This window comes from Pseudomonas sp. PSE14 (assembly GCF_029203285.1).
GTDB lineage: Bacteria > Pseudomonadota > Gammaproteobacteria > Pseudomonadales > Pseudomonadaceae > Pseudomonas.
The window spans coordinates 1,046,964-1,072,886 of sequence record NZ_CP115669.1 but is presented as its reverse complement, the minus strand read 5'-3'; the positions used below and the strand labels follow the sequence as shown (position 1 = coordinate 1,072,886).

Here is a 25,923-nt window from a genome sequence, read left to right as displayed (position 1 = left end):
ACAGCCGTCTTTTTCAACCTTTACCCAGGGCTTACTCACACAAAAACCCCGGCCAAGGAGCGTCGGCCGGGGTGGCTCGCCAGCAGGCGAACCTTAGAAGTGGAAGTTGGTGGACAACAGCACGGTGCGGCCGGCCGCCTGGGTCGCGTAGTGCGAGGCATAGGCCTTGTCGAAGTACTTCTTGTCGAAGACGTTCTGCACATTGAGTTGGAAGTCGACGTTCTTGCTCAGCTTGTAGGCGGCCATCGCGTCGTAGCGCCAGTAGTCCGGGACGTACATGGTGTTGGCCACGTCGCCATACACCTTGTCGACGTAGAAGGTGCCGCCGCCAATGGTGGCGTTGGGCAGGACGTCGTAGGTGGTCCACAGGCTGAAACTGTTCTTCGGCGTGTTGGGCATTTCGTTGCCATCGTTGGACGGCACGTTGGCGGTGATGTTGCCGTTACGGCCGGTCTTGCCGGCTTTCACCAGTTCGCTGTCGAGGTAGCTGTAGCCGGCGAAGACCTTCCACTTGTCGGTCAGCTTGCCGCTGGCGGTCAGCTCCAGGCCATCGACGCGGGACTGGCCGGCATTGTCGTAGGTCTGCGACGCCACCAGGATGCGCGCATTGTCCTTGTCGGTGCGGAAGATCGCGCCGGTCAACTCCAGGCGCTCATCCAGGAAGCTCCACTTGGTACCGATCTCGTAGTTGGTGGTTTCTTCCGGTTCCAGGTTGTTCTTCACCGAGAAGGCGTCCACCGCGTTGGAAGTGTTGCCGTTGTCCAGCATGGCGCCCGGCGGCGTCGCCGAGGTGGCGTAGGACGCGTAGATGCTGCCGTTGGGCGCCGGCTTGTAGACCACGCCGGCCTGCCAGTTCCAGAAGTTGGAGCTGTCTTCGAACTTGGTGGCGGGCGATGCGCCGTGGTTCTTCGCGGTGGTTTCGAAGCTGTCGAAGCGCACGCCGGCGTTGATCTGCCACTGCTCGTTCAGGTCGATGGTGTCGAAGCCGTAGATCGCCTTGGTGGTGCCGACTGTGTTCAGCGGCTTGTAGTTGCGGGTGATGCTGCCGTTCCACGGATCGTGCGGGTTGGGGTTTTCCAGGCTGGTGCAGTTGTAGCCGCTGGGCGCGCCGACGATCGACGGACGGCACTTGTTGGTGTTCAGGCCGGTGTTGGTGTCGACCGTGTAGCCATCGCGCTTGCTGTCTTCGCGGCTGAACTCAAGACCGGTGGTGAAGCTGTTCTTGAACCCGGCCAGGTAGAACTCGCCGAACAGGTCGGTCTGGTTGGTCGCCGTGGTGGTGGTGCTGATGCGGTTGTTGTTGCGCCGCCACACGGTGCCATTGTTGACGTTGCCCTGGCTGTCGTCGGGCTGCGTCATGATGTAGTCCTGGTGGCTGGTGCCGTACCGGGTGGTGTTGCGCAGGCTCAGGTTGTCGTTGAAGTCGTGCTCGAAGGTGATGGTGCTGGTGTCCACGCGGCTCTTGGAGAAGTCGCGGTCCTCCAGGCCATAGAAGTTGTCACGGTCGACGTTCACCGGCTTGTCGGGGTTGTGCTTGCTGCGGTCGGCGCTCTTGGCGTACGGGATGCCCGAGTCAGGCGTGTCGTCGCTCTCCAGGTGGTAGTGGCTGACGGTGACGCGGGTCGGTCCGTTGAGACCGAAGGTCAGCGAAGGCGCAATACCCCAGCGGCTGGCGTCCACCGCCTGGCGGCCGGCGACGTTCTGGTCGTGGGTCATCAGGTTCAGGCGGAAGGCGGCGTTGCCGTCGAGGAACTCCTGGTTGGTGTCCAGGGTGTAGCGGCGGGTCTGGTCGGAGCCGTAAGTGAAGCTGCCGTCGGTGAAGTTGCCGGCCTTGGCCTGCTTGCTGATCAGGTTCAGGCTGCCACCGGCCGCGCCACGGCCGCCGAAGGCCGAGTTCGGGCCCTTGCTGACTTCGATCTGTTCCAGGTTGAACACTTCACGGGATTGCGCGCCGGTGTCGCGTACGCCGTCGACATAGGTGTCGCTCTGCGCGTCGAAGCCACGGATGAACGGTCGGTCGCCGGTGGGGTTGCCGCCCTCGCCGGCGCCGAAGGTGATGCCCGGCACGGTACGCAGGGCGTCCTGCAGGGTCAGCGCGCCGGTGTCCTTGATCACCTGCTGCGGCACCACGGTCACCGAGCGCGGTGTATCCAGCAGCGGGGCGGTGTATTTCTTCGACGCGGACTTCTCGACGTTGTAGGTGGTCGGGTCCTGCTGGGTGCCGACGACAGTATCGGCGTCCAGGGACAATACGTCCTGGCTCGGCTTCTTCTCCGAGGATTCGGCGGCATGGGCCAGGTGGCTGCCGGACATGGCGGTGATGGCGACACCGACGGCGGATGCCAAGAGGCGCGGCGTGTTGCCGACGAGATCGGACGATTGGCGCGACATTGCAAATCCCTCCCCAGGGGCTCATGAAGGCCGCGCAATCTAGTGCAATTAAGAATTCATATCAATTACTACTTATTCTCATACGCGTATGATTTACAAGATTTACATTTCATGACTGACCAATGACAGGGCATGGCGGTTGTAGTCGTCTATTGCAAATCATTATCATTGCCAACTTCTCAGGCACCGACGGAACCGCCCCATGCTGTTGCACATTCCCGGCATCTTCACCCGCGAGGAAGTGGTGCGTATTCGCGCCGCCCTGGAACAGGCCGAATGGGGCGACGGCAAGGCTACCGCCGGCTACCAGTCGGCCCGTGCCAAGCACAACCTGCAGTTGCCGCAGGACCACCCGCTGGCCCGCGAGATCGGCGAGGCCATGCTGCAGCGCCTGTGGAGCAACCCACTGTTCCAGTCCGCCGCGTTGCCGCACAAGGTCTTTCCTCCACTGTTCAACTGCTATACCGGCGGCGGCTCCTTCGACTTCCACATCGACAACGCCGTGCGCGACGTCCAGGGCGGCCGCGAGCGCGTACGCACCGACGTCTCCTCGACCCTGTTCTTCAGCGACCCCGAGGATTACGACGGCGGCGAACTGGTGATCCAGGACACCTACGGCACCCAGCAGGTCAAGCTGCCGGCCGGCGACCTGGTGCTCTACCCCGCCACCAGCCTGCACAAGGTCAACCCGGTGACCCGTGGCGCGCGAATCGCCTCCTTCTTCTGGACCCAGAGCCTGGTGCGCGAGGACAGCCAGCGCGCCCTGCTGTTCCAGATGGACCAGTCGATCCAGGCGCTGACCCGCGACGTGCCCGAGCATCCGGCGCTGGTCGAACTGACCGGCACCTACCACAACCTGCTGCGCCGCTGGGTGGATGTCTGACCGCCCATGAGCTTCGTCCTGCGCCGCACCGAAGAAGTCGCCGTTGAAGACCTCAATGGCCAGCTCGCCGACAACCCACGCCAGGCTGCCCGGCTGATCCTCGCCGCCGCTCGCGACGGCGAGCTGGAAGCCCAGGCGCTGCTCGGCCAGATCCTCCTCGACGGCCGCGGCATCGAGCGCGCCCCATCGCTGGCCATGACCTGGTTCGGCATCGCCGCCGAACGCGGCCACAGCATGGCGCGCAACATGCTCGGCCGCTGCCTGGAACACGGCTGGGGTTGCGCCGCCGACCCCACCTCAGCCGCCGGCCACTACGCGCTCGCCGCCGAAGCCGGCCTGGACTGGGCGATGTACAACCTGGCCAACCTGCTGGCCACCGGACGCGGCGTGGCACGCGACGAGGCGCACGCCCTGGCGCTATACCGCCGGGCGGCGGAACTGGGGCACGCCAAGTCGATGAATCTGGTCGGCCGCTTCTACGAGGAAGGCTTGGTGGTCCCCCGCGATGCCGAGGCCGCCCATCGCTGGTACCGGCACTCCGCCGAGGCCGGTGACTTCCGTGGGCAGTTCAGCCACGCCACGGTGCTGGCCGAGGCCGGCGACCTGGAAGGCGCCTTGCCCTGGCTGCAGCGCGCGCTGCAGGGTGGCAACCTGAACTTCCTGCGGGTCGCCCGCGATCAACTGGCCCGGTCCCCACAGGAAGCCTTGCGTCAGCTGGCTCACGCCTATGGCCAGCGTGCCGCCGAACTGGGCGATGAATCCGACGGAATACGTCTGGATTCGCTACGTCCAGCCTAGGATCGCCGCAACTTGACGCATTTTTCACCTCACTCCTGTTAACCTCTCCGGCTTTTTCGGCTGCGGGATTGCAGCCTTCTGTCCCGAATCGACGAGGCGTGTGTGTCTACCACTAATTCCCCTTCTGCCCGTAAAGGCGTCGACTGGGCCGGCCTGGGCTGGCTACTCCTGTTCTTCTGGTACTTCTCCGGCGTTACCCAACTGCTGATCCTGGCGACCGGCACCACCGGCTTTGCCGGCTTCCGTGACGCCTTCTTCCTCAGCAGCCTGTGGCTCGCTCCGGTGCTGCTGCTACCGCGCTTCACCCGCGGAATTTCGGCGGTCATCGGCCTGGTGCTGTGGGGCGCCTCGCTGGTGGGCCTGAGCTACTTCGGCATCTACCGCCAGGAGTTCTCGCAGAGCGTCATCTTCGTCATGTTCGAATCGAACACCGCCGAAGCCGGCGAGTATTTCAGCCAGTACTTCAGCCTCTGGCTGTGCCTGGCGCTGCTGGTCTACAGCGTGGTCGCGGTACTGCTGTGGCGGCGCATCCGCCCGGTCACCCTGCCGCTCTACACCCGCGTGCCGGTGGCCGTGCTGCTGGTGGTGATGAACCTGGTCTACCCCTTCTACAAGCAGATGGTCACCCAGGAGCGTAGCTTCGCCGAGGCGCTGGAGAAGGTGCAGCAGCGCATGGAGCCGGCCGTGCCCTGGCAACTGGTCGTGGGCTACGCCCAGTACCGCCAGCAGCTGGACAACATGCAGAAGCTGCTGGAGCAGAACGCCTCCCTGCCGCCGCTGCAGAACCTCAAGGACAGCAGCGGCGAAGCGCCGCGCACTCTGGTACTGGTGCTGGGTGAATCCACCACCCGCGAGCACATGCACCTGTACAGCTACCCGCGCGAAACCACCCCGAACCTCGACGCCCTGGCGGCGGCCGAGGGCCACAACCTGACGGTGTTCCAGAACGTGGTCTCGCCGCGTCCCTACACCATCGAGGTGATGCAGCAGATCCTCACCTTCGGTGACGAGCAGAACCCCGACAAGTTCCTCACCGATCCGTCGCTGATCAACCTGATGAAACAGGCAGGCTACAAGACCTTCTGGATCACCAACCAGCAGACGATGACCAAGCGCAACACCATGCTCACCACCTTCTCGCAGCAGACGGATGCGCAGTTCTACCTGAACAACCAGCGCAACCAGAACGCCAGCCAGTACGACGGCGTGGTGCTCGAACCCTTCGAGAAGGCCCTGCAGGACCCGGCGCAGAAGAAGTTCATCGTCATCCACCTGCTCGGCACGCACATGGACTACCGCTACCGCTATCCGGAGCAGTACGCCCAGTTCAAGGACCGCCAGGGCGTGCCCTCGGCGCTATCGGACGACCAGGTGGAAACCTACAACTTCTATGACAACGCCGTGCTGTACAACGACTTCGTGGTCTCCAGCCTGATCAAGCGTTACGCCGCGACCGACCCGAACGGTTTCCTGCTGTACCTCTCCGACCACGGCGAGGATGTCTACAGCTCGGGCAACCACGACCGCCTGGGCCGCAACGAAGGCGCCCCGACCCGGCCGATGTACACCATTCCGTTCATGGTCTGGACCTCGCCCAGCTGGCAGGCAGCGCACCCGCGCGACCTGCAGGCGGCCGCCAACCGTCCGTACAGCAGCTCGCACCTGATCCACACCCTGTCGGATCTGGCGGGCCTGAGCTACGACCGCTTCGAGCCGGTCAAGAGCCTGGTCAGCGACCAGTTCGCCGTGGCCCCGCGCTGGATCGGCGACCCGTACAAGAAGGATGGCCTGCGCGAGTTCGATAAGCTGCCGCCGACCCAGGCCGCGCCGCAGCAGGAGATCGTCAAGGAATCCAAGTCGCCGGATACCGCCCAGGCTCCGGAAGCGCAACCCAACAAGGGTTGAGTCGATCCAGATCGTGAAAACGCCCCGCAATGCGGGGCGTTTTCATTTCCCGATGCGACGGTTTTTCGCAGGAGCAACTGTCTTGTCCCGGCTGAATCTGTGCCAGGGCTTTCCCCCTCACCCCAGCCCTCTCCCTCAGGGAGAGGGAGCCAGATCGTGCCGGCTGACAGAGTAGTTTCATCCTGCACCGGACGGTCCCCTCTCCCCCTGGGAGAGGGTTAGGGTGAGGGCCAACCCGAGCGCAGATGCATCTCGTAGGAGCGGACTCCTTCCGCGATCCGCCCTCGCGCCGTGTTCCATCACGGACGAAGTCCGCTGGTCACCGTAGGGTGTATAACGTTCGACGTTATACGCCGTTTGACCGCGATATCAGGGCACTCCGAATCCAGCTCCGGCACCGGCGGCAAGGCACGGTGCATCGGCGTACAACCGCGAACGGTTGTACGCCCTACGCGTCATTCCAGAAACGAAAAAGCCCCGCATCGCGGGGCCTTTTCATTCGAGCCTGAAGCTTACAGGTAGAACGCCTTCAGCGGCGGGAAGCCGTTGAATTCCACCGCGCTGTAGCTGGTGGTGTAGGCGCCGGTGGACAGCCAGTACAGGCGGTCGCCGGCAGCCAGGTTCAGCGGCAGGCCGTACTTGTAGTGCTCGTACATGATATCGGCGCTGTCGCAGGTCGGGCCGGCGATCACCACTTCTTCCAGCTCGCCCTGCTTCTCCACGTGGATCGGGAACTTGATGGACTCGTCCATGGTTTCGATCAGGCCGGAGAACTTGCCCACGTCGGTGAACACCCAGCGCTCCACGGCGGTACGCGACTTGCGCGCCACCAGCACCACTTCGCTGACCAGGATGCCGGCATTGGCGATCAGCGAACGGCCCGGCTCCAGGATGATTTCCGGCAGCTCGTCGCCGAAGTCTTCCTTGAGGAAGCGGATGATCTCTTCGGCGTAGGTTTCCAGGCTGTTGGTCTTGGCGATGTAGTTGGCCGGGAAGCCGCCGCCCATATTGATCATCTTCAGTTCGATGCCGTCTTCTTCCTTCAGGCGCTCGAAGATGACCTTCACCTTGGCGATGGCCGCGTCCCATACGCCGATGTCGCGCTGCTGCGAGCCAACGTGGAAGGACACGCCGTAGGGCACCAGGCCCAGGTCGCGAGCCAGCACCAGCAGGTCCATGGCCATGTCGGTCTGGCAGCCGAACTTGCGCGACAGCGGCCAGTCGGCGGAGGTGGAACCCTCGGTGAGGATGCGCACGTAGACCTTGGAGCCCGGCGCGGCCTTGGCGATGTTGCGCAGGTCGGCCTCGGAGTCGGTGGCGAACAGGCGCACGCCCTTCTCGTAGAAGTAGCGGATGTCGCGGGCTTTCTTGATGGTGTTGCCGTAGCTGATGCGCTCCGGGCCCACGCCGGTCTTCATCACCTTGTCCAGCTCGTAGATCGAGGCGATGTCGAAGTTAGAACCCTTGTCGCGCAGCAGCTCGGTGATCTCAGTGGCCGGGTTGGCCTTCACCGCGTAGTAGATCTTGGCGAAGGGGAAGCAGTCGGTCAGCTGATCGTACGCGTTGGCGATGGTCTGCTTGTCGATGACGACGAAGGGGGTTTCCTGCTTGTCGGCAAACGCCTTCATGCGCTGGAAGGTTTCCGGGGCGAAGTAATCCTCGACCTTGATGGACATGGTTGGGACTCCAAATGGCAAAACACGCAATTGAAAAGAGGGACGGCTCTTTTACTTTCGAGCCACGAACGCCTGATCAGTTTCCCCACTTTGGTTCGCCTACTTCCCAAGGCATGTCGCCGAGCATTACCGGTTCCGACTTCTCCTGGGCTCCCTGCCCCTCTCGGGGCGCGGAGTCGCCGGGTCGGCAACCTCTCGTCGTCAGTACTTGAGCCGGATGGATCGTTTCCAGCATGAGCGTTCGGGCGCGAACTTTAGGACCACAGGCACCACAGATCAATCAAAAATTGCCGCTTTTTCATAACCCTTTGTCGCGATCCGGCGTTTCGTTTCAAATCCTTAACAAAACGTCATGAAATGCTGCACAGACGCGGGTTTCAAGAGAGTGACAGGGGCTGTCCGACCGACCTATTCCCGCCCGGATGAAGAGGTCATGACCGGTGAGTCGATGGCCTCGGATTCGATTGCCGATTCCCCCTCCGGAGGGACCGCCGGGAACGCGCGTCGGCCACCGGGTGCCCGGTGGCGCTGATCGACCGGTCATTTCCCGTTATAATCCCGCGCTTTTGGGCCGATCCGGGCCCATCATCGATTCCAGCCAGGCACGCATCCATGACCATCCAGGCCGCCGAAGTCGCCAAACGCCGCACGTTCGCGATCATTTCCCACCCCGACGCCGGTAAGACCACCATTACCGAAAAGCTCCTGCTGATGGGCAAGGCGATCGCCGTCGCCGGTACCGTGAAGTCGCGTAAATCCGACCGCCACGCCACCTCCGACTGGATGGAGATGGAAAAGCAGCGCGGCATCTCCATCACCACCTCGGTGATGCAGTTCCCCTACCGCGAGCACATGATCAACCTGCTCGACACCCCCGGCCACGAAGACTTCTCCGAAGACACCTACCGCACCCTGACCGCGGTGGACTCGGCGCTGATGGTCCTCGACGGCGGTAAGGGTGTAGAGCCGCGCACCATCGCCCTGATGGAAGTCTGCCGCCTGCGCGACACTCCCATCGTCAGCTTCATCAACAAGCTCGACCGCGACATCCGTGACCCCATCGAACTGCTCGACGAGATCGAAGCCGTCCTGAAGATCAAGGCCGCGCCCATCACCTGGCCGATCGGTTGCTACAAGGACTTCAAGGGCGTGTACCACCTCGCCCAGGACAAGATCATCGTCTACGTGCCCGGCCACGGCCACGAGCGCATCGAGACGAAGATCATCGACAAGCTCGACTCCGACGAAGCCCGCGCGCACCTGGGCGACCTTTACGAGAACTTCCTCGAAGAGCTGGAACTGGTGCAGGGCGCCTGCCACGAGTTCGACAAGCAGGCCTTCCTCAACGGCGAGATGACCCCGGTGTTCTTCGGTACCGCACTGGGCAACTTCGGTGTCGACCAGGTGCTCGACTGCATCGTCGACTGGGCCCCGCAACCGCTGGAGCGCGGCACCCACGAGCGCACCGTGGCGCCGACCGAGGAGAAGTTCTCCGGCTTCGTGTTCAAGATCCAGGCGAACATGGACCCCAAGCACCGCGACCGCATCGCCTTCATGCGCATCTGCTCGGGCAAGTACGAGAAGGGCATGAAGATGCGCCACGTGCGCCTGGGCAAGGACGTGAAGATCGCCGACGCGCTGACCTTCTTCTCCAGCGAGCGTGAGCAGCTGGAAGAGGCCTACGCCGGCGACATCATCGGCCTGCACAACCACGGCACCATCCAGATCGGCGACACCTTCACCGAAGGGGAGGCGCTGGGCTTCACCGGCATCCCGCACTTCGCCCCGGAACTGTTCCGCCGCGTGCGCCTGAAGGACCCGCTGAAGTCCAAGCAGCTGCGCCAGGGCCTGCAGGAACTGGCCGAGGAAGGCGCGACGCAAGTCTTCTTCCCCGAGCGCAACAACGACATCATCCTCGGCGCCGTCGGTGTGCTGCAGTTCGACGTCGTCGCCAGCCGCCTGAAGGAGGAATACAAGGTCGAGTGCGCCTACGAGGCGATCAACGTCTGGTCGGCGCGCTGGATCGAGTGCAAGGACGAGAAGAAGCTCAAGGAGTTCAAGGACAAGGCCATGGAGAACCTCTCCGTGGACGGCGGCGGCCACCTCACCTACCTGGCCCCGACCCGCGTCAACCTGAGCCTGATGGAAGAGCGCTGGCCGGACATCACCTTCCGCGCCACCCGCGAACACCACTGAGTTCGCCGCCCTTTGAAACGCCCGCCTTGCGCGGGCGTTTTTGCTGGCGCTGATCGGCTACTTTGCAATTTCGTTTCCGTCTGGCTCGATGCACCACCTCGCTCCGTACGGTCCCCTCGCCCTTCAGGGGGAGGGTTAGGGAGGGGGAACAGAGCCAAGCTCGGCTTCGACGTCAGCCTGTATACCCTCTCCCCAGCCCTCTCCCTGAAGGGAGAGGGAGCTATCCGTACCGGCTGAGGCTAGGGTTTCATCCCGCATCGAACGGTCCTCTCACCCTCCATGAGAGAGTCAGGGTGAGGGCAGGCTGATGCACGGAATTGAGCGTAGGAGCCCCCATCAAGGATCGAGTGCCCCGGCAATCCAAGTGCTCGAAGGCCCTGTGCCGGTAAACTTGCCCGCGATAGCACCCTGGGGAATCAGCCGGTCACGGTAACGAGTGGCGAACAATCCACTCTGCGGTGCCCGCAGGATGTGCTCACTACTTGAGTCGCCAGGGTGCGAAACGATGCGCGCAAAGCGCTCGCCCGCCTCGATGTACTCGCCCAACTCACGCTCGAACACCAGCACTCCAGCAGCCGGTGCAAACACGGTTTCCATGAAGCCGATGGGCGTGGCGACGCCTTTCCATTCAGGCAATGGCCCGGCATCGGTTACCACACCACGGGCGCCGAGGAAGCGGTACAGGCCATCGGCATCCTGCTGTGCCAGCGCGTCGCTGACATCGCCCTGCCCACGCAGCTCGACCGTGGCCACCAGACGTCCGGCGAAACGCTGCTCGGCCAGCCAGGGTGCGATCACCACCTCCTCGAACGCCCCGTCGCTGTCGCCCTCCCAGATGATCGCCAGTTCCGCACGCAGCGCTGCGGCGAGGTCCTGGCCGGCCGGCCAGAAGCACTCGTGCAGATAGACGTACGGCAGCGCCTCGTCGTCGGTGTGCAGGTCGAGCACGATGTCTGCCGGAGCGGCCAGTTCGGCCAGGCGTTTCTGCCACAGCGAGAGGTTGTCCAAGGTGCCGCGAGCCGACGCCGACGCGGGGAAGCCACGGTTGAAATTGCGCGCGCTCGCATCATGATGACGGCCGAGTATGCGCCCCTGGCGGAACTGCCCGATGCCGATCGGATTGGCCTGCGGCACCACCGTCACGCTGCCGTTCAACGCGCCATTTTGCGCTGCCTCGCGCAGGCGCGGCAGCAATTCGTGAAGCACCAGCATCCCGGCGATTTCATCGGCATGCACCCCTGCCTGCAGGTGCACCTTCGGCCCTGGTCTGCCGCCATCGACACGCCAGGCGCGTACGCACAACTCGGCCCCGGAATCCCCGGGTACGCTGAAGGAAACGTCCTCGATCATATGCACTCTCCTTTTGTCGGGCCTCTGTCCGAATCGCCCATGGAAATCTTCTTCGGCGCCTCCTAGTATCGGAGCCAGTCATTACCAGCCCGCAAGGACACCCCTTGGACATGCCTCGCCAGAAAGCCCAGCGCGCCACCTCCGAGGAACGTCGCGACCACCTGGTGCGCGCCTGCCTCAAGTGCCTGGTCGCCGATGGCCACGCGGGCATCTCGGTGCGCCGCATCGCCAAGGAAGCCGGCGTCGCCGTCGGCCTGGTGAACCACCACTTCGGTAGCATCGACGCGCTGGTCGCCCAGGCCTACGAGACCCTCGCCAGCGAAGTCACCCAGGCGCTCTACGAACAGGTCGACGCCGCCGGCAACGACCCCGCGGCGCGCATGGAAGCCTTCCTCACCGGCTCCTTCTCGCCCCAGGTCCTGGACCCCGACCTGCTCAGCCCCTGGGTGGTGTTCTGGAGCCTGATCCGTCACTCGCCGCCGGTGAACGACGCTCACGAACGCGGCTATCAGAGCTACCTCGCCATCCTGGAAACACTCATCAGCGACCTCGCTGCGGCCGAAGGCTTCACCGTGGCACGACCGCGCCTGGCCGCCATCGGCCTCTCCGCCATGCTCGACGGGCTGTGGCTGGAGTGGTGCCTGAACCCCGCCACCTTCAGCGCCGCGGACGGCCTGGAACTCAGCCGTTGCTGGGTTGAAGGGCTACGTCGCGGCGCCTATGCCTGACGATCTGCTGCGCGTCGGCTGGATGTCCTTGGGCGGCGCTCTCAGATGCTCATTTACTGGCGTAAACTCCGCTCCTCGAGCCCCCCCCGCCTAACCCAGCTCCAGCTCCAGCTCCAGCTCCAGCTCCAGCTCCAGCTCCAGCTCCAGCTCCAGCTCCAGCTCCAGCTCCAGCTCCAGCTCGCGAGATCGTGATGCGAGCATGAATCCACTATCAAACAGCCGTACGCGGCCGCCGCTTGCCCAGCCAGGAACGCGACGTCGTGCTCTGCGCCTCGCGGCGAATCGGCGTGGTGCGCTCCAGCACGGAGAAGCCGGCTTCGATGATGAAGGTCAGGCAGATGTAGATCGCCGCCACCAGCAGCAACGGTTCGTAGACATGGAAGGTCTGCGCGCGCACCACGTTGGCCGCGCCGAGCAGGTCGACCACGGCGATGGTGGACGCCAGCGCGGTGGACTTGAGCAGCATCACGCTCTCCCCCGCCAGGGTCGGCAGCAGCAGGCGGATCGCCCGGGGCAGCCAGACGCGGTAGAGCACCAGCGTGCGATTCATGCCGAACGCCGAGGCGGCCTCCAGCTCACCGCGCGGCACTGCCCGCAGCCCGCCACGCACCACCTCGCCGACATAGGCGCCGACCGAGAGGATCAGCGCGATGACGATGTACCAGAAGCCATCGCGCAGGTAGGGCCAGAGAAAGCTGCCGCGGATCAGCGGGAACTGCGCGAACAGACTGCCCAGGCCGTAGTAGAAGATGTAGATCTGCACCAGCAGCGGCGTGCCGCGGATCACACTGGTGTAAGCCAGCGCCAGGCGCGAGACCAGGAAGTTGCGCGACATCCGCGCCAGCGCCACGCCCAGTGCCAGCGCGAAGCCCAGGATGGCGGAGATCAGCAGGATCACCAGGGTGGTGCCCAGCCCCTTGAGCAGCAGGGTGCCGTAGACGAATAGCCAGTGTTCGTTCATTGCCGCGCCTCGTTCAAACCGCCGGAATCCAGCGGCGGAAGCGCCGCTCCAGGTAGCCTGCGAACAGGTTGGAAAGCACGGTGAGCACGTAGTACAGCGCCGCCGCGGTGAGGTAGAAGGTCAGGTAGTGCCGGGTGGAGCCGGCGGCCTGCTTGGCGGTGTAGAGCAACTCGTTGGTGCCCACCACGCTGATCAGCGCGCTGTCCTTGATCAGGTTGACCCAGAGGTTGGCCATGCCGGCCAGCGCGTTGGGCGCCATGATCGGCAGGGTCACGCGGCGGAACAGGCCGAAGCCGTGCATGCCATAGGCGCGTGCGGCCTCGATCTGTCCGTAGGGGATCGCCTGGATCGCGCCACGGAAGATTTCCGAGGCATAGGCGCCCTGCACCAGGCCGAGCACGACGATGGCCACCATCATGCCGTTGAGCTTCACCTCGCCGAAGCCGAGCCAGGCGAAGAGCTCGTTCAGGCCCATGGAGCCGACATAGAACAGCAGCAGGATCAGCAGCAGTTCCGGCACCGCCCGGCACAGCGTGGTGTAACCGCGCGCGAGCATCGCCAACGGCCGGGGTCCGCCGATCTTGGCGCTGGCCGCGCCGAGGCCGATCAACAGGCCGACCAGGAAGGCGCCGACGGAAATCTGCAGGGTAACCAGCAGCCCCTTGAGCAGCGCCGGGCCCCAGCCCGTGGCGCCGAAGCCGATCAGGTCGAAGATGCTTTGCATGGCATTCACCGTAATTGGAGGCTCAGTGCCGTACCCGCGCCCGGAGCGGACGCGGGTCCATCAGCTCACGTCCGGGGGTTATTGCTTGGGCGCGACGCTCATGCCGAAGTACTTGTCCGACAGCGCCTTGTAGTCATCGCTGGCCAGCAGCTTGCCGATGGCTTCGTCGACCCGGGCCTTGAGCGCGGTATCCTCCTTGCGCAGGCCGGCGCCGACGCCACGGCCGAAGAGCGGGTCGTGCTTCACCTCGCCCTTGCTGACGATCCCGGCCGCCTGGGCGTCCGGCGACTTGAGGAAGGTCGCCACGGCGATGGCGTCGGCCATCATCAGGTCGATGCGTCCGGCCACCAGGTCGGCGTTCACCGAGTCCTGGGTGTCGTAGTAGCGCACGTCGGCGATCTTCTCGTAGTACTTCTTCAGGTAGTTGGAACTGACGGTGGAAATCTGCACGCCGATGGTCTTGCCCTTCAGGCCCTCGGGGCTGATCTGCAGGTCCATGGCCTGAGGCGCGGCTACACCCACCGGGGTGTCGTAGTAGGGGCGGCTGAAGGCGATCTGCTTCTCGCGCTCCTCGGTGATGGACAGGGAGTTGAAGATCACGTCGATCTTCTTCGCCAGCAGGGCTGGGATGATGCCGTCCCAGGCCACTTCGTCGATCTCACAGGTCGCCTTCATCTCGGTGCAGACCTTGCGGATCAGGTCCGGCTCGAAGCCGGCCCAGCTGCCGTCGGGCTGCTTCTGCGAGAAGGGCGGATAGGGTTCGGCGGCCAGGGCGAAACGGATCGTCTCGGCCTGCGCGCTTACCGCGCCGGCCATGAGCATCGTTGCACCCACCACCCAGTTGCACAGACCTTTCTTGTTCATCGTGATCCCCTGCCTTGTTTTCGATTGTTATGGGTCACGCTCATCGATGCGCCGACTGCGCGGCATCGGTCAGCGATTCTGGTGCGCGTTGACGAACTGCCGGCAGCGCTCGCTGCGCGGCCGCGAAAAGACTTCCTCGGGCGTGCCTTCCTCTTCGATCAGGCCCTTGTGGAGGAACGCCACGTGGCTGGACACATCGCGAGCGAAGGCCATCTCGTGGGTGACCAGGATCATGGTCCGCCCCTCCTCGGCCAGCGAACGGATCACCCGCAGCACTTCGCCTACCAGTTCCGGGTCCAGCGCCGAGGTCGGTTCGTCGAACAGCATGACCTTCGGCCGTACCGCCAGCGCACGGGCGATGGCCACGCGCTGCTGCTGGCCGCCGGAGAGGAAGGCCGGGTAGACGTGGCGCTTCTCCGCCAGGCCGACACGCTCCAGCAGCGCCTCGGCGCGCTCGCGGGCCTCCGCCTTGCTTTCGTGGAGGACGAAGGTCGGCGCCTCGATCAGGTTCTCCAGCACCGTGCGGTGCGGCCACAGGTTGAAGTTCTGGAACACCATGCCCAGCTGCGAGCGGATGCGCGTCAGTTGCTTCTGGTCGGCCACCATCGGCTCGCCGTGACGGTTCTGGGTCAGGCCGATGGTCTCGCCGTTGACGGTGACCGTGCCCTGGTTGGGAATCTCCAGCATGTTGATGCAACGCAGCAGGGTGCTCTTGCCCGAGCCACTGGCGCCGATCAGCGAGATCACCCCGCCCTCGCGGGCCGACAGCGACACGCCCTTGAGCACCTCGAAGTCGCCGAAGCGCTTGTGCAGATCGCGGACCTCGATCACCGGCTTCGTCGCGGGCTGCTGCGGCTCTTGTAGGAGCGAGCTTGCTCGCGAACCTGCCTCTGCACCGGAAACATCAAGAGCGTTCGCGAGCAAGCTCGCTCCTACAGGTCGGGCACTTGCGGGAAGCGATTCGACGAAGCGAATGATCCGCGCACAAGCCTCGGCCATGCTCTCGTCGCTCAAGCCGAACGACAGCCGCACGAAACCTTCCGCCTGCGGGCCGAAGGCCGCCGCATCCAGCACCGAAACGCCGGTGGCATGGAACAGCTGCCAGGAGAAGTCCAGCGAACTCAGCCCCGTGTCGCGCACGTCCACCATGACGAACATGCCGGCTTCGGGCCGGAGCACTTTCACCCGCGGGCAATCGCTCAACGCGGCAACCACCAGGTCACGGCGACGGCGATAGATCTCGCGCATCGACGACACCACCTCGTCGTGCCGCTCGACGGCCACCCGCGCGGCCTCCTGAACGAACCCCGGCAGGCCGTAGAACATGTTCAGCGCAAGGTTTTCCAGGTGAGCGACCAGCGTCGGGTTGGCGACCACCCAGCCGGTGCGCCAACCAGTCATCGCATGGGATTTCGACAGGCTGCCGATGCTCAGGGTGCGCTCGGCCATGCCCGGCAGGGCAGCGAAACTCTGGTGCTCGCGCTCGAAGGTCAGGCCTTCGTAAACCTCGTCGACCACCACCCAGAGATCGTGGGCGCGGGCCAGCTCGGCGATGGCCAGCAGCTCCTCGCGGTTGAGCACGACGCCAGTGGGGTTGTTCGGGTTGGCGAAGAAGATCGCCTTGGTGCGCGGGGTAATGGCAGCGGCCAGGTCGGCGGCCTCGGGGCGGAAACCGTTGCCGGCGCGGGTCGGCACTGGCACCAGCACGGCGCCGGTGGACTTCAGGGTGGCTTCGTAGGTGACGTAGACCGGGTCGAAGACGATGACCTCATCCCCCGGTTCCAGCAGGCACATGGCGGCGGCAAACAGGCCGTTCTGCGCGCCGGCAACGACGATGACGTTCTCGGCCGCCGTCGCCTGTCCGCAGCGTCGTTCATGCAACGCGGCGATGGCCTGGCGCAGCTCCGGACGCCCGGCCACGTCGCTGTAGTGGGTATCGCCGGCACGCAGCGAGGTGACGGCGGCCTCGGTGATGAAGTCCGGTGTGGCGAAATCCGGATCACCGACGCTCAGGACGATCACATCCCGGCCTTCACGCTGGGCGGCGATGGCCGCGTAGTGAATGTCCCAGGCGGCGACGCCGGGTCCGACCATCCTGTCCACAAGCGACGAATAACGCATGCGAGAACCTCATCCGAATGACGGAATGTCCGACGGGTATTGGTGTTGTTGTCCGTCAGAGCGTGGGGCCAACATACGCAGGAATGAACGAGTGTTCAACAGCGATTACCGACACTCCAATGTCGTTTTCAGGATGCCCCGGAATTCCCCCATCCCGGCTCGGATTGCCGATGAAGCCCCTTCGGCGAGCAGGATTACAGTTTCACCACAAGCACTTAACGGGTTCTTAACGTATGCCTCGATAACTTTCCTACACTCAAATAGCGCGGCTCCGGCCCAGCAGGCCCCATAACATGGACATGAACTTCCTCCCCTTCTCCCGCCCCAGCATCAGTGACGAGGAGATTCGGGCGGTCAATCAGGTACTGCGCTCCGGCTGGATCACCACCGGCCCGCAGAACCAGGAGCTGGAACAGCGCTTCGCCCAATCCATCGGCTGCAAGCACGCCGTGGCCATCGCCTCGGCCACCGGCGGCATGCACCTGGCCCTGCTGGCGCTGGGCATCGGCCCGGGCGACGAGGTGATCACCCCGTCGCAGACCTGGGTCTCCACCGCCAACATGATCTGCCTGCTGGGCGCGACCCCGGTGTTCGTCGACGTCGACCGCGACACCCTGATGACCGACGCTGCCTGCATCGAAGCGGCGATCACCCCGCGCACCCGCGCCATCATCCCGGTGCACTACGCCGGCGCACCCGCCGACATGGACCCGATCAACGCGCTGGCGCAGCGCCACGGCATCGCCGTGATCGAAGACGCCGCCCACGCCGCCGGCACCCGCTACCGCGGCCGCCCCGTTGGCCAGACCGGCACCGCGATCTTCTCCTTCCATGCGATCAAGAACATGACCTGCGCCGAGGGCGGCATGTTCGTAACCGACGACGACGCCCTCGCCAATCGCGTGCGCATGCTCAAGTTCCATGGCCTGGGCGTGGACGCCTACGACCGCCTGACCCACGGCCGCAAGCCGCAGGCCCAGGTGATCGAGCCCGGCTTCAAGTACAACCTCACCGACATCAACGCGGCCATCGCCCTGGTCCAGCTCGACCGCCTGGAGGCGATCAACGCACGCCGCGCCGAACTGGCAGCGGCCTACCAGGAGCGCCTGGCCGGCCTGCCGGTCGAGCCGCTGAGCGTGCCCGACTACCCGCACCAGCACGCCTGGCACCTGTACATCCTGCGCATCGATGCCGAGCGCTGCGGCATCGACCGCGACGGCTTCATGCAGGCCTTGCAGCAACGCGGCATCGGCAGCGGCATCCACTTCATCGGCAGCCACCTGCACAGCTACTACCGCCAGCGCTTCCCCGGGGTCAGCCTGCCCAACACCGAATGGAACTCGGCGCGCCTTTGCTCCATTCCGCTGTTCCCCGACATGACCACCGGCGACCTCGACCGCGTGGTGGAAGCTATCGAAACCATCACCCGGTAACGCCATCGTGAAAGCCTATCCGATCAACCTCGTGTCCATCGTCATCCCGGTGTACAACGAGGAAGCCAGCCTGCCCGAGCTGCTGCGTCGCACCAGCGCCGCCTGCGAGAAGCTGGGCCGCGACTACGAGATCATCCTGATCGACGACGGTAGCCGCGACGGCTCCGCCGACATGCTCCTTGAGGCCGCCGAGGCCCCCGGCAGCCACGTCGTCGCGGTGATCCTCAACCGCAACTACGGCCAGCACGCGGCGATCATGGCCGGCTTCGAAGAGTGCCGGGGCGACGTGATCATCACCCTCGACGCCGATCTGCAGAACCCGCCGGAAGAAATTCCGCGCCTGGTGGAGGAAGCCGCCAAGGGCTACGACGTGGTCGGCAGCGTGCGCCAGAAGCGCCAGGACTCGGCCCTGCGCCGCTGGCCGTCGAAGCTGATCAACCTCGCCGTGCAACGCTCCACGGGCGTGGCCATGAGCGACTACGGCTGCATGCTGCGCGCCTACCGCGCGAGCATCGTCAAGGCGATGCTGGCCTGCCGCGAGCGCAGCACCTTCATCCCGATCCTGGCCAACAGCTTCGCCCGTCACACCACCGAGATCATGGTCGCCCATGCCGAGCGTGAACACGGCGAGTCGAAGTACGACTTCATGCGCCTGATCAACCTGATGTTCGACCTGGTCACCTGCATGACCACCACCCCGCTGCGCCTGCTGTCGCTGGTGGGGGGCGCCATGGCGGCGGCCGGCTTCGGCTTCGCCCTGCTGCTGGTCATCCTGCGCGTGATCTTCGGCGCCGCCTGGGCCGGCCACGGTGTCTTCGTCCTGTTCGCCGTGCTGTTCACCTTCACTGGCGTGCAACTGGTGGGCATGGGCCTGCTCGGCGAATACCTGGGCCGCATGTACAACGACGTGCGCGCTCGCCCGCGCTTCTTCATCGAGCGCATCGTCCGCCAGCGGACCACGCTCGAAACCCGCACAAGCACCCCTTCTTCCTCTTCTCTCGAGTCTCTCCAGCCATGACCCAGCAGACCATCGTCTTCGCCTACCACGACATCGGCTGCACCGGCATCGAAGCGCTGCTCGCCGCCGGCTACCAGATCGACGCTGTCTTCACCCATGCCGACGACCCGCAGGAAAACCGTTTCTACGGCTCCGTCGCGCAGCTCTGCGCGCGCCATGGCATCCCCGTGCACGCTCCGGAAGACGTCAATCACCCGCTGTGGATCTCGCGCATCCGCGAACTGCAGCCGCGCTATATCTTCTCCTTCTATTACCGCAACCTGCTCGGTGAGGAGCTGCTGGCCTGCGCCTCCGAAGGCGCCTTCAACCTGCATGGCTCGCTGCTGCCGCGCTACCGTGGCCGCGCGCCGGCCAACTGGGTGCTGGTCAACGGCGAGACCGAGACCGGTGTCACCCTGCACCGTATGGTCAAGCGCGCCGACGCCGGCGCCATCCTCGCCCAGCAGCGCGTGGCGATCGGCGCGGACGACACCGCACTGATCCTCCACGGCAAGCTGCGCCAGGCTTCCCGCGAACTGCTGGACGAAGCGCTGCCCAAGCTGGCCAAAGGCGAGCTCGCCGAAGTCGCGCAGGACGAGTCCCGCGCCAGCTACTTCGGCCGCCGTACCCCGGCTGACGGCGCCATCGACTGGCAACGTCCGGCCCGCGAGCTGCACAACCTGGTCCGCGCGGTCACCCAGCCCTACCCCGGCGCCTTCGCGCCCGTGGGCGATCGCAAGCTGATCGTCTGGAGCTCCCGCGTCTCCAGCGGCAATGGCGGCCAGGCGCCCGGCTCGGTGCTCAGCGTAGATCCGCTGCGCATCGCCTGCGGCGAAGACTCGCTGGAAATCCTCTCCGGCCAGCAGGGCGACGCCGGCCTGTTCCTCGCCGGCCCGCAACTGGCCCGCGAAATGGGCCTGGTGGAGGGCTCGCGCCTGTACGGCGCGGCGCGCAAGGCCAAGCGCAAGACCCGCGTACTGATCCTCGGGGTCAACGGTTTCATCGGCAACCACCTGTCCGAGCGCCTGCTGCGCGACGGCAACTACGAAGTCTACGGCCTGGACATCGGCTCCGACGCCATCGAGCGCCTGCGCAGCAACCCGGACTTCCACTTCGTCGAAGGCGACATCAGCATCCACACCGAGTGGATCGAGTACCACATCAAGAAGTGCGACGTGGTCCTGCCGCTGGTGGCCATCGCCACCCCCATCGAGTACACCCGCAACCCGCTGCGCGTGTTCGAGCTGGACTTCGAGGAAAACCTCAAGCTGGTCCGCTACTGCGTGAAATACAACAAGCGCGTGATCTTCCCCTCCACCTCCGAGGTGTACGGCATGTGCACCGACACCAACTTCGACGAGGACAAATCGAACCTGGTGGTCGGGCCGATCAACAAGCAGCGCTGGATCTACTCGGTCTCCAAGCAGCTCCTCGACCGCGTCATCTGGGCCTACGGCCAGAAGGGCCTGAAGTTCACCCTGTTCCGTCCGTTCAACTGGATGGGCCCGCGCCTGGATCGCCTGGACTCGGCGCGCATCGGCAGCTCCCGCGCCATCACCCAGTTGATCCTGCACCTCGTTGAAGGCACCCCGATCCGCCTGGTGGATGGCGGCGCGCAGAAGCGCTGCTTCACCGACGTCAACGACGGCATCGAAGCCCTGGCCCGCATCATCGACAACGAAGGCGGCCGCTGCGACGGGCAGATCGTCAACATCGGCAACCCGGACAACGAAGCCAGCATCCGCCAGCTGGGCGAGGAGCTGCTGCGTCAGTTCGAAGCCCACCCGCTGCGCGACCAGTTCCCGCCGTTTGCCGGCTTCCGCGAAGTGGAAAGCCGCAGCTTCTATGGCGACGGCTACCAGGACGTGTCGCACCGCAAGCCGAGCATCAAGAACGCCCGCCGCCTGCTGGACTGGGAGCCCACCGTCGAGCTGACCGAAACCATCGGCAAGACGCTGGACTTCTTCCTGCGCGAAGCCCTCGCCGAGCGCGAAGGCGGCGCAGCGCACGCCGTGCCGCTGAAAAGCAAAAGCATCGCGTAATGCAGGCAGGACTGCGTATCGACGTGGATACCTACCGGGGCACCCGTGAAGGAGTGCCCCGGCTTCTGGATATCCTCGACGAAGCCGGCATCAAGGCGACCTTCTTCTTCAGCGTCGGCCCGGACAACATGGGCCGCCACCTGTGGCGCCTGATCCGGCCGCAGTTCCTGTGGAAAATGCTGCGCTCCAACGCCGCCGGGCTGTACGGCTGGGACATCCTCCTGGCTGGCACCGCCTGGCCGGGCAAACCCATCGGCCGCGACCTCGGCCACCTGATGCGACGCGCCAGTGAAGCCGGCCATGAAATCGGCCTGCATGCCTGGGACCATCACGGCTGGCAGGCCAACGCCGGGCGCTGGAGCCCCGAGCAACTGGTGGAGCAGATTCGCCAGGGCGTCGACACCCTCGCCGACATCATCGGCAAACCGATCGACTGTTCCGCCGCCGCCGGCTGGCGCGCCGACGAGCGCGTAGTGGAGGCCAAGGAGCGTTTCGGCTTCCGTTACAACAGCGATTGCCGCGGCACCGCGCTGTTCCGCCCCCGGCTCGACGACGGCCGCATCGGTGCGCCGCAAATCCCGGTGGACCTGCCGACCTTTGATGAAGTGGTGGGGCCACAGGTGTCCGCCGCCGACTTCAACGACTTCATCCTCCAGCGCTTCCGCAAGAACGCGCTCAACGTCTACACCATCCATGCCGAGGTAGAAGGGATTCTCATGGCAGACATGTTCCGTCAGTTGCTCAGGCGCGCCCGGCAGGACGACATCCAGTTCCACCCCCTGGGCCGGCTGCTGCCGGACAACCCCGCCAGCCTGCCCGTCGCCCGCCTGGTGCGTGGCGAACTGGCCGGCCGCGAAGGCTGGCTGGGGGTACAACAGGCATGAAGCGCCTCGCCTACCCGACGCTGCTGGCGGCTTTCCTGCTCTGTATCCTGCTGCCGCTGGGCTTCCACGGCCTGTGGATTCCCGACGAGACCCGCAACGCGCAGATCGCCCAGGCCATGTGGGAAAGCGGTGACTGGGTGTCGCCGCACCTGCTCGGCCTGCGCTATTTCGAGAAGCCCACCGGCGGCTACTGGTTGATCGCCGCGAGCCAGGCGGTGTTCGGCGAGAACCTGTTCGGCGTGCGCTTCGCCTCGGCCCTGGTCAGCGCCCTCAGCACCCTGCTGGTGCTGCTGGTGGCCCGGCGCCTGTGGAACGATCCGCGCCGCACCTGGGCCGCGGGGCTGCTTTACGCCAGCTTCGGACTGATCGCCGGGCAGGCCGGCTACGCCAACCTCGACCCGCAGTTCACCCTCTGGGTGAACCTCAGCCTCGCCGCCCTCTGGTTCGCCTTTGACGCCACCGCGACACGCGCGCGCATCGCCGCCTGGAGCCTGCTCGGCGCGGCGTGCGCCATGGGCCTCATGACCAAGGGGTTCCTCGCTTTCTTGCTGCCGGTAATCGTCGGCGTGCCCTATGCGCTGCTCAATGGGCGCTTCATGGACCTGCTGCGCTACGGTCCGCTGGCCGTGCTGGTGGCCGTCCTGGTGAGCCTGCCCTGGGCGCTGCTGATCTACGCCCGTGAGCCGGACTTCTGGAATTTCTTCTTCTGGCACGAACACATCCGCCGCTTCGCCGGCGAGGACGCACAACATGGCCGTCCCATCTGGTTCTTCGTGCCGCTACTGTTCGCCAGCGCCCTGCCCTGGGCAGTGCTGATCGTTCCCGCGCTGTGCAAGGGCGCCACCCGCCTGCGCGATCCCCGGCTGGGCTTCCTGCTGCTGTGGTTCGCCATGCCGTTCCTGTTCTTCAGCCTGGCCAAGGGCAAGCTGCCGACCTACATCATGCCGTGTTTCGCCCCGCTGGCCCTGTTGATGGCCGACAGCCTCGCGGATGCACTGCAACAGGGTCGCCAGCGGATGCTGCGCCTGAACGGCGCGCTCAATCTGCTGATCGGCCTGGCCGCGCTGATTGCGCTGGTAGTCCTGCAACTGCGCCATCCACTGTACAAGGACGAAACGCCCAGCGTGGTGATGGTCGGCATCGTCTGCGTCGCCTGGCTGGTCTGCGGCGCGCTGCAACTGCTGCGCCCAACCCGGCTGTGGGCCGCCTCGGCGTTCGGCCTGTGGATTCTGGTGGCGCTGCTGCCGGCGGCCATGCCCAATACCATGGTCAACAGCAAGATGCCCGACCAGTTCGTCCGCGAACACCTGGATGAGCTGCGCGGTGCCGACAGCCTGCTGAGCAACGACCTTGGCGCCGCCACCGCCCTGGCCTGGCGCACCGGGCGCAGCGACGTGAACCTGCTCAATACCGTGGGCGAGCTGAAGTACGGCCTCGGCTATCCCGAGGGCGCCGGCCGCAGCATCACCCTGGACGATGCCCAGGCCTGGATCGCCCAGGCCCGCGCCAAGGGCTCCGTCGGCGTGCTGCTGCGGGTCAACGGCGCGAGCGACGAGGAAGACCTGAAGCAGATGCCGAAGGACGCCATCAGCTTCCGGCAGAACCATCTCGTCGTCCTGCTGATCCCGAAGGCGGCGCCATGATCGCCTTGCTGCTCGCCAGTGTGTGCCTGCTGACCTGCCTGGGGCAGATCGCACAGAAGCTCGCGGTGGAAAGCTGGCGAGGCCGTGACCTGGACTGGCTGACGCAGTTGCTCAGTCCCTGGCTGCTGCTGGCCGTCAGCTGCCTGGGCGGCGGCCTGCTGCTCTGGCTGCTGCTGCTGCAACGCCTGGACGTGGGGCTGGCCTACCCGATGCTGAGCCTGAATTTCGTACTGGTGACCTTTGCCGCGCGGGCGCTGTTCCGCGAGCACATCGATGCCCGCCACTGGTGCGGCGTCGCACTGATCGTCGCCGGCGTGGCCCTGCTGGGGTTGCAGTCATGAGCGTCTGGCGCGGCATCGGTCTCGCCCTGGGCAGCGTAGTGCTGGTCAGCGGTGCGCAGCTGGGCATGCGCTGGGGCATGACCCGCCTGCCTGCGCCCTCGCAGTGGCTCGATGCGCTCGGCAGCCTCGATCTGGCCGCCCTGCTGGTGCTGGCCGGCGCGGTGCTGGCCTATGCGCTGTCGATGCTCTGCTGGCTGATCGCCCTGAACCATTTGCCGCTGAGCCGCGCCTATTCGCTGCTGAGCCTCAGTTATGCCCTCGTCTACCTCGGCGCCTCGTGGCTGCCGGGCCTGGGCGAGCCCTTGAGCCTGGCGCGCACCCTGGGTGTCGGCCTGGTCATCGCCGGTGTGATCACCATCAACGCACCGCGTCGCGGCAATGGAACAAACGTCATCAAATCCGGCGACGCTCGCCAAAAAATCACACAGTACGAATGACCCCTGAACCGGTCATGAGCCCTCAGCGGGAGAGCACAGCATGAAAATCAGCGTATTCGGTATCGGCTATGTGGGGCTCGTCCAGGCCGCCGTCATGGCGGAAGTCGGCCACGATGTCCTGTGCATGGACATCGACGAAGAAAAGATCGCCAAGCTCAAGCGCGGGCACATCAGCATCTTCGAGCCCGGCCTTGCCGAACTGGTGAAGGACAACCTGGAGGCCGGCCGCCTGCACTTCACCAGCGACGTCGCCGAAGCCACCGCCCATGGCCGGGTGCAGTTCATCGCCGTGGGCACGCCGCCGCTGCCCGATGGCTCGGCGGACCTGCGCGCCGTGCTGGCCGTCGCTGAAGGCATCGCCCGCAACCGTACCCAGCCAGTGGTCATCGTGGAGAAGTCCACCGTTCCCGTGGGGACCGGCGACCGCGTCAAGGCCCACGTGCAGCAGGTGCTCGCGGAGACCGGCCGGACGCTGGAGTTCGAGATCGTCTCCAACCCGGAATTCCTCAAGGAAGGCTCTGCCCTGGCCGACTGCCGCAAACCCGACCGCATCGTCATCGGTTGCGAGAGCCCGGAAGTGATGGACGTGATGCGCGAGATCTACGAGCCGTTCAACCGCAACCACGACCGCATCATCAGCATGAACCTGCGCAGCGCCGAGCTGACCAAGTACGCGGCCAACTGCATGCTGGCAACCAAGATCAGCTTCATCAACCAGATCGCCGAGCTGGCCGAGCACATGGGTGCCGACATCGAGGCCGTGCGCCAGGGCATGGGCGCCGACCCGCGCATCGGCTACCACTTCATCTACCCCGGCTGCGGCTACGGCGGCTCCTGCTTCCCCAAGGACGTCCAGGCCCTGATCCAGAGCGCCGAGGAAGCGCACTGCTCCAGCGATCTGCTGCGGGCGGTGGAATCGGTGAACCAGCGGCAGAAGAGCAAGCTGTTCGAACGCATCAGCAGCTACTACGGCGGCAATCTCAAGGGCCGCACCTTCGCCCTCTGGGGCCTGTCGTTCAAGCCCAACACCGACGACATGCGCGATGCGCCGAGCCGCACGCTGATGGAAGCGCTCTGGGCCGCCGGCGCCAAGGTCCGCGCCTTCGACCCCGAGGCCATGCCCGAAGCCCAGCGCCTGTACGGTCACGATGAGCGCCTGACCCTGATGGGCACGCCCGAAGCGACCCTCGGCGGCGCCGACGGCCTGGTGATCTGCACCGAATGGCGGCAGTTCAAGGCGCCGGACTTCGAGCTGATCGCCAGCCGCCTGAAGGCGCCGGTGATCTTCGACGGCCGCAACCTGTTCGACCCGGAGCGCATGGCGCGCCATGGCTTCGAATACTTCGCCATGGGCCGCGGTGACTCGCACCGCCTGCCGGTGCCGGCTCCGCTGCAGAACCACGTGCAGAAGCGCCACGCCTGAAGCGCCACTGTCCGCCTCTACGGGTTTGGCGCCACGCGATGCCTCACCCCGTAGGGCGTATAACGTTCGACGTTATACGCCGTTTGACCTTGATCCCAGGGCACTCCGGGCCTGGCCTTGAAACCG

Annotated in this window: 20 protein-coding genes; 13 read left to right on the top strand and 7 right to left on the bottom strand. The window is 65.3% G+C overall.

Going from position 1 to position 25,923, the window contains the following annotated elements; all coding sequences use genetic code 11:
- Positions 1-93: 93 nt before the first annotated feature.
- Positions 94-2,391 carry a TonB-dependent siderophore receptor gene (locus tag O6P39_RS04995; protein WP_275610308.1) on the bottom strand — a complete coding sequence of 766 codons (2,298 nt, stop codon included), beginning with the start codon at positions 2,389-2,391 and terminating at the stop codon, positions 94-96.
- A gap of 202 nt (positions 2,392-2,593) precedes the next feature.
- On the opposite strand from O6P39_RS04995, the gene O6P39_RS04990 reads away from it, so the two are divergent.
- From O6P39_RS04990 to O6P39_RS04980, 3 genes are all read left to right on the top strand, one after another.
- A complete protein-coding gene (locus tag O6P39_RS04990) occupies positions 2,594-3,274 on the top strand; it encodes a Fe2+-dependent dioxygenase (protein WP_275610307.1) in 681 nt (226 codons plus the stop codon).
- A gap of 6 nt (positions 3,275-3,280) precedes the next feature.
- On the top strand, positions 3,281-4,072 hold the full coding sequence (locus O6P39_RS04985; protein ID WP_275610306.1) for a tetratricopeptide repeat protein: 792 nt from the start codon (positions 3,281-3,283) through the stop codon (positions 4,070-4,072).
- 102 nt (positions 4,073-4,174) lie between these two features.
- Positions 4,175-5,977: a phosphoethanolamine transferase CptA gene (locus tag O6P39_RS04980; protein ID WP_275610305.1), complete on the top strand. Its 1,803-nt coding sequence runs from the start codon at positions 4,175-4,177 to the stop codon at positions 5,975-5,977.
- A 512-nt stretch (positions 5,978-6,489) separates the two neighbouring features.
- Here O6P39_RS04980 and O6P39_RS04975 read toward each other — a convergent pair.
- Positions 6,490-7,653 carry a type III PLP-dependent enzyme gene (locus O6P39_RS04975; protein WP_275610304.1) on the bottom strand — a complete coding sequence of 388 codons (1,164 nt, stop codon included), beginning with the start codon at positions 7,651-7,653 and terminating at the stop codon, positions 6,490-6,492.
- Between the two features lie 612 nt (positions 7,654-8,265).
- Here O6P39_RS04975 and O6P39_RS04970 point away from each other — a divergent pair.
- Positions 8,266-9,849, top strand: coding sequence for a peptide chain release factor 3 (locus O6P39_RS04970; RefSeq protein ID WP_275610303.1), 1,584 nt, complete (start codon positions 8,266-8,268; stop codon positions 9,847-9,849).
- Between the two features lie 336 nt (positions 9,850-10,185).
- Here O6P39_RS04970 and O6P39_RS04965 read toward each other — a convergent pair whose 3' ends face one another.
- Positions 10,186-11,199, bottom strand: coding sequence for a succinylglutamate desuccinylase/aspartoacylase family protein (locus tag O6P39_RS04965; RefSeq protein WP_275610302.1), 1,014 nt, complete (start codon positions 11,197-11,199; stop codon positions 10,186-10,188).
- A 110-nt stretch (positions 11,200-11,309) separates the two neighbouring features.
- On the opposite strand from O6P39_RS04965, the gene O6P39_RS04960 reads away from it, so the two are divergent.
- Positions 11,310-11,927, top strand: coding sequence for a TetR family transcriptional regulator C-terminal domain-containing protein (locus O6P39_RS04960; RefSeq protein ID WP_275610301.1), 618 nt, complete (start codon positions 11,310-11,312; stop codon positions 11,925-11,927).
- A gap of 211 nt (positions 11,928-12,138) precedes the next feature.
- Here O6P39_RS04960 and O6P39_RS04955 read toward each other — a convergent pair whose 3' ends face one another.
- From O6P39_RS04955 to O6P39_RS04940, 4 genes are all read right to left on the bottom strand, one after another.
- Entirely contained in the window at positions 12,139-12,888 is a 750-nt protein-coding gene (locus O6P39_RS04955) for an ABC transporter permease subunit (RefSeq protein WP_275610300.1), read from the bottom strand.
- A 13-nt stretch (positions 12,889-12,901) separates the two neighbouring features.
- Positions 12,902-13,612, bottom strand: a complete 711-nt coding sequence (locus O6P39_RS04950) for an ABC transporter permease subunit (RefSeq protein ID WP_275610299.1) — start codon at positions 13,610-13,612, stop codon at positions 12,902-12,904.
- 78 nt (positions 13,613-13,690) lie between these two features.
- The gene (locus O6P39_RS04945; protein ID WP_275610298.1) at positions 13,691-14,476 is read right to left on the bottom strand and encodes a transporter substrate-binding domain-containing protein; all 786 of its coding nucleotides are present in this window, start codon (positions 14,474-14,476) and stop codon (positions 13,691-13,693) included.
- A 69-nt stretch (positions 14,477-14,545) separates the two neighbouring features.
- Entirely contained in the window at positions 14,546-16,597 is a 2,052-nt protein-coding gene (locus tag O6P39_RS04940) for an aminotransferase class I/II-fold pyridoxal phosphate-dependent enzyme (protein WP_275610297.1), read from the bottom strand.
- Between the two features lie 293 nt (positions 16,598-16,890).
- On the opposite strand from O6P39_RS04940, the gene arnB reads away from it, so the two are divergent.
- Genes arnB through O6P39_RS04900 form a run of 8 tightly spaced genes read left to right on the top strand, consistent with a single transcriptional unit; the run spans position 16,891 to position 25,797 of the window.
- Complete coding sequence (gene arnB, locus O6P39_RS04935) at positions 16,891-18,030, top strand: UDP-4-amino-4-deoxy-L-arabinose aminotransferase (protein WP_275610296.1); 1,140 nt, start codon at positions 16,891-16,893, stop codon at positions 18,028-18,030.
- A gap of 7 nt (positions 18,031-18,037) precedes the next feature.
- The gene (gene arnC, locus O6P39_RS04930; protein WP_275610295.1) at positions 18,038-19,048 is read left to right on the top strand and encodes an undecaprenyl-phosphate 4-deoxy-4-formamido-L-arabinose transferase; all 1,011 of its coding nucleotides are present in this window, start codon (positions 18,038-18,040) and stop codon (positions 19,046-19,048) included.
- Positions 19,045-21,069, top strand: coding sequence for a bifunctional UDP-4-amino-4-deoxy-L-arabinose formyltransferase/UDP-glucuronic acid oxidase ArnA (gene arnA, locus O6P39_RS04925; RefSeq protein WP_275610294.1), 2,025 nt, complete (start codon positions 19,045-19,047; stop codon positions 21,067-21,069). Before arnC ends, arnA begins: the two co-directional genes overlap by 4 nt.
- The gene (arnD, locus tag O6P39_RS04920; RefSeq protein ID WP_275610293.1) at positions 21,069-21,953 is read left to right on the top strand and encodes a 4-deoxy-4-formamido-L-arabinose-phosphoundecaprenol deformylase; all 885 of its coding nucleotides are present in this window, start codon (positions 21,069-21,071) and stop codon (positions 21,951-21,953) included. The genes arnA and arnD overlap by 1 nt, the downstream gene beginning before the upstream one ends.
- The gene (gene arnT / locus O6P39_RS04915; RefSeq protein ID WP_275610292.1) at positions 21,950-23,596 is read left to right on the top strand and encodes a lipid IV(A) 4-amino-4-deoxy-L-arabinosyltransferase; all 1,647 of its coding nucleotides are present in this window, start codon (positions 21,950-21,952) and stop codon (positions 23,594-23,596) included. The genes arnD and arnT overlap by 4 nt, the downstream gene beginning before the upstream one ends.
- Positions 23,593-23,937 (top strand): 4-amino-4-deoxy-L-arabinose-phosphoundecaprenol flippase subunit ArnE, encoded by a 345-nt coding sequence (gene arnE / locus O6P39_RS04910; protein WP_275610291.1) that lies wholly within the window; start codon positions 23,593-23,595, stop codon positions 23,935-23,937. Before arnT ends, arnE begins: the two co-directional genes overlap by 4 nt.
- On the top strand, positions 23,934-24,374 hold the full coding sequence (arnF, locus tag O6P39_RS04905) for a 4-amino-4-deoxy-L-arabinose-phosphoundecaprenol flippase subunit ArnF (RefSeq protein WP_275610290.1): 441 nt from the start codon (positions 23,934-23,936) through the stop codon (positions 24,372-24,374). The genes arnE and arnF overlap by 4 nt, the downstream gene beginning before the upstream one ends.
- 40 nt (positions 24,375-24,414) lie before the next feature.
- Complete coding sequence (locus O6P39_RS04900) at positions 24,415-25,797, top strand: UDP-glucose/GDP-mannose dehydrogenase family protein (RefSeq protein ID WP_275610289.1); 1,383 nt, start codon at positions 24,415-24,417, stop codon at positions 25,795-25,797.
- Positions 25,798-25,923 lie beyond the last annotated feature (126 nt).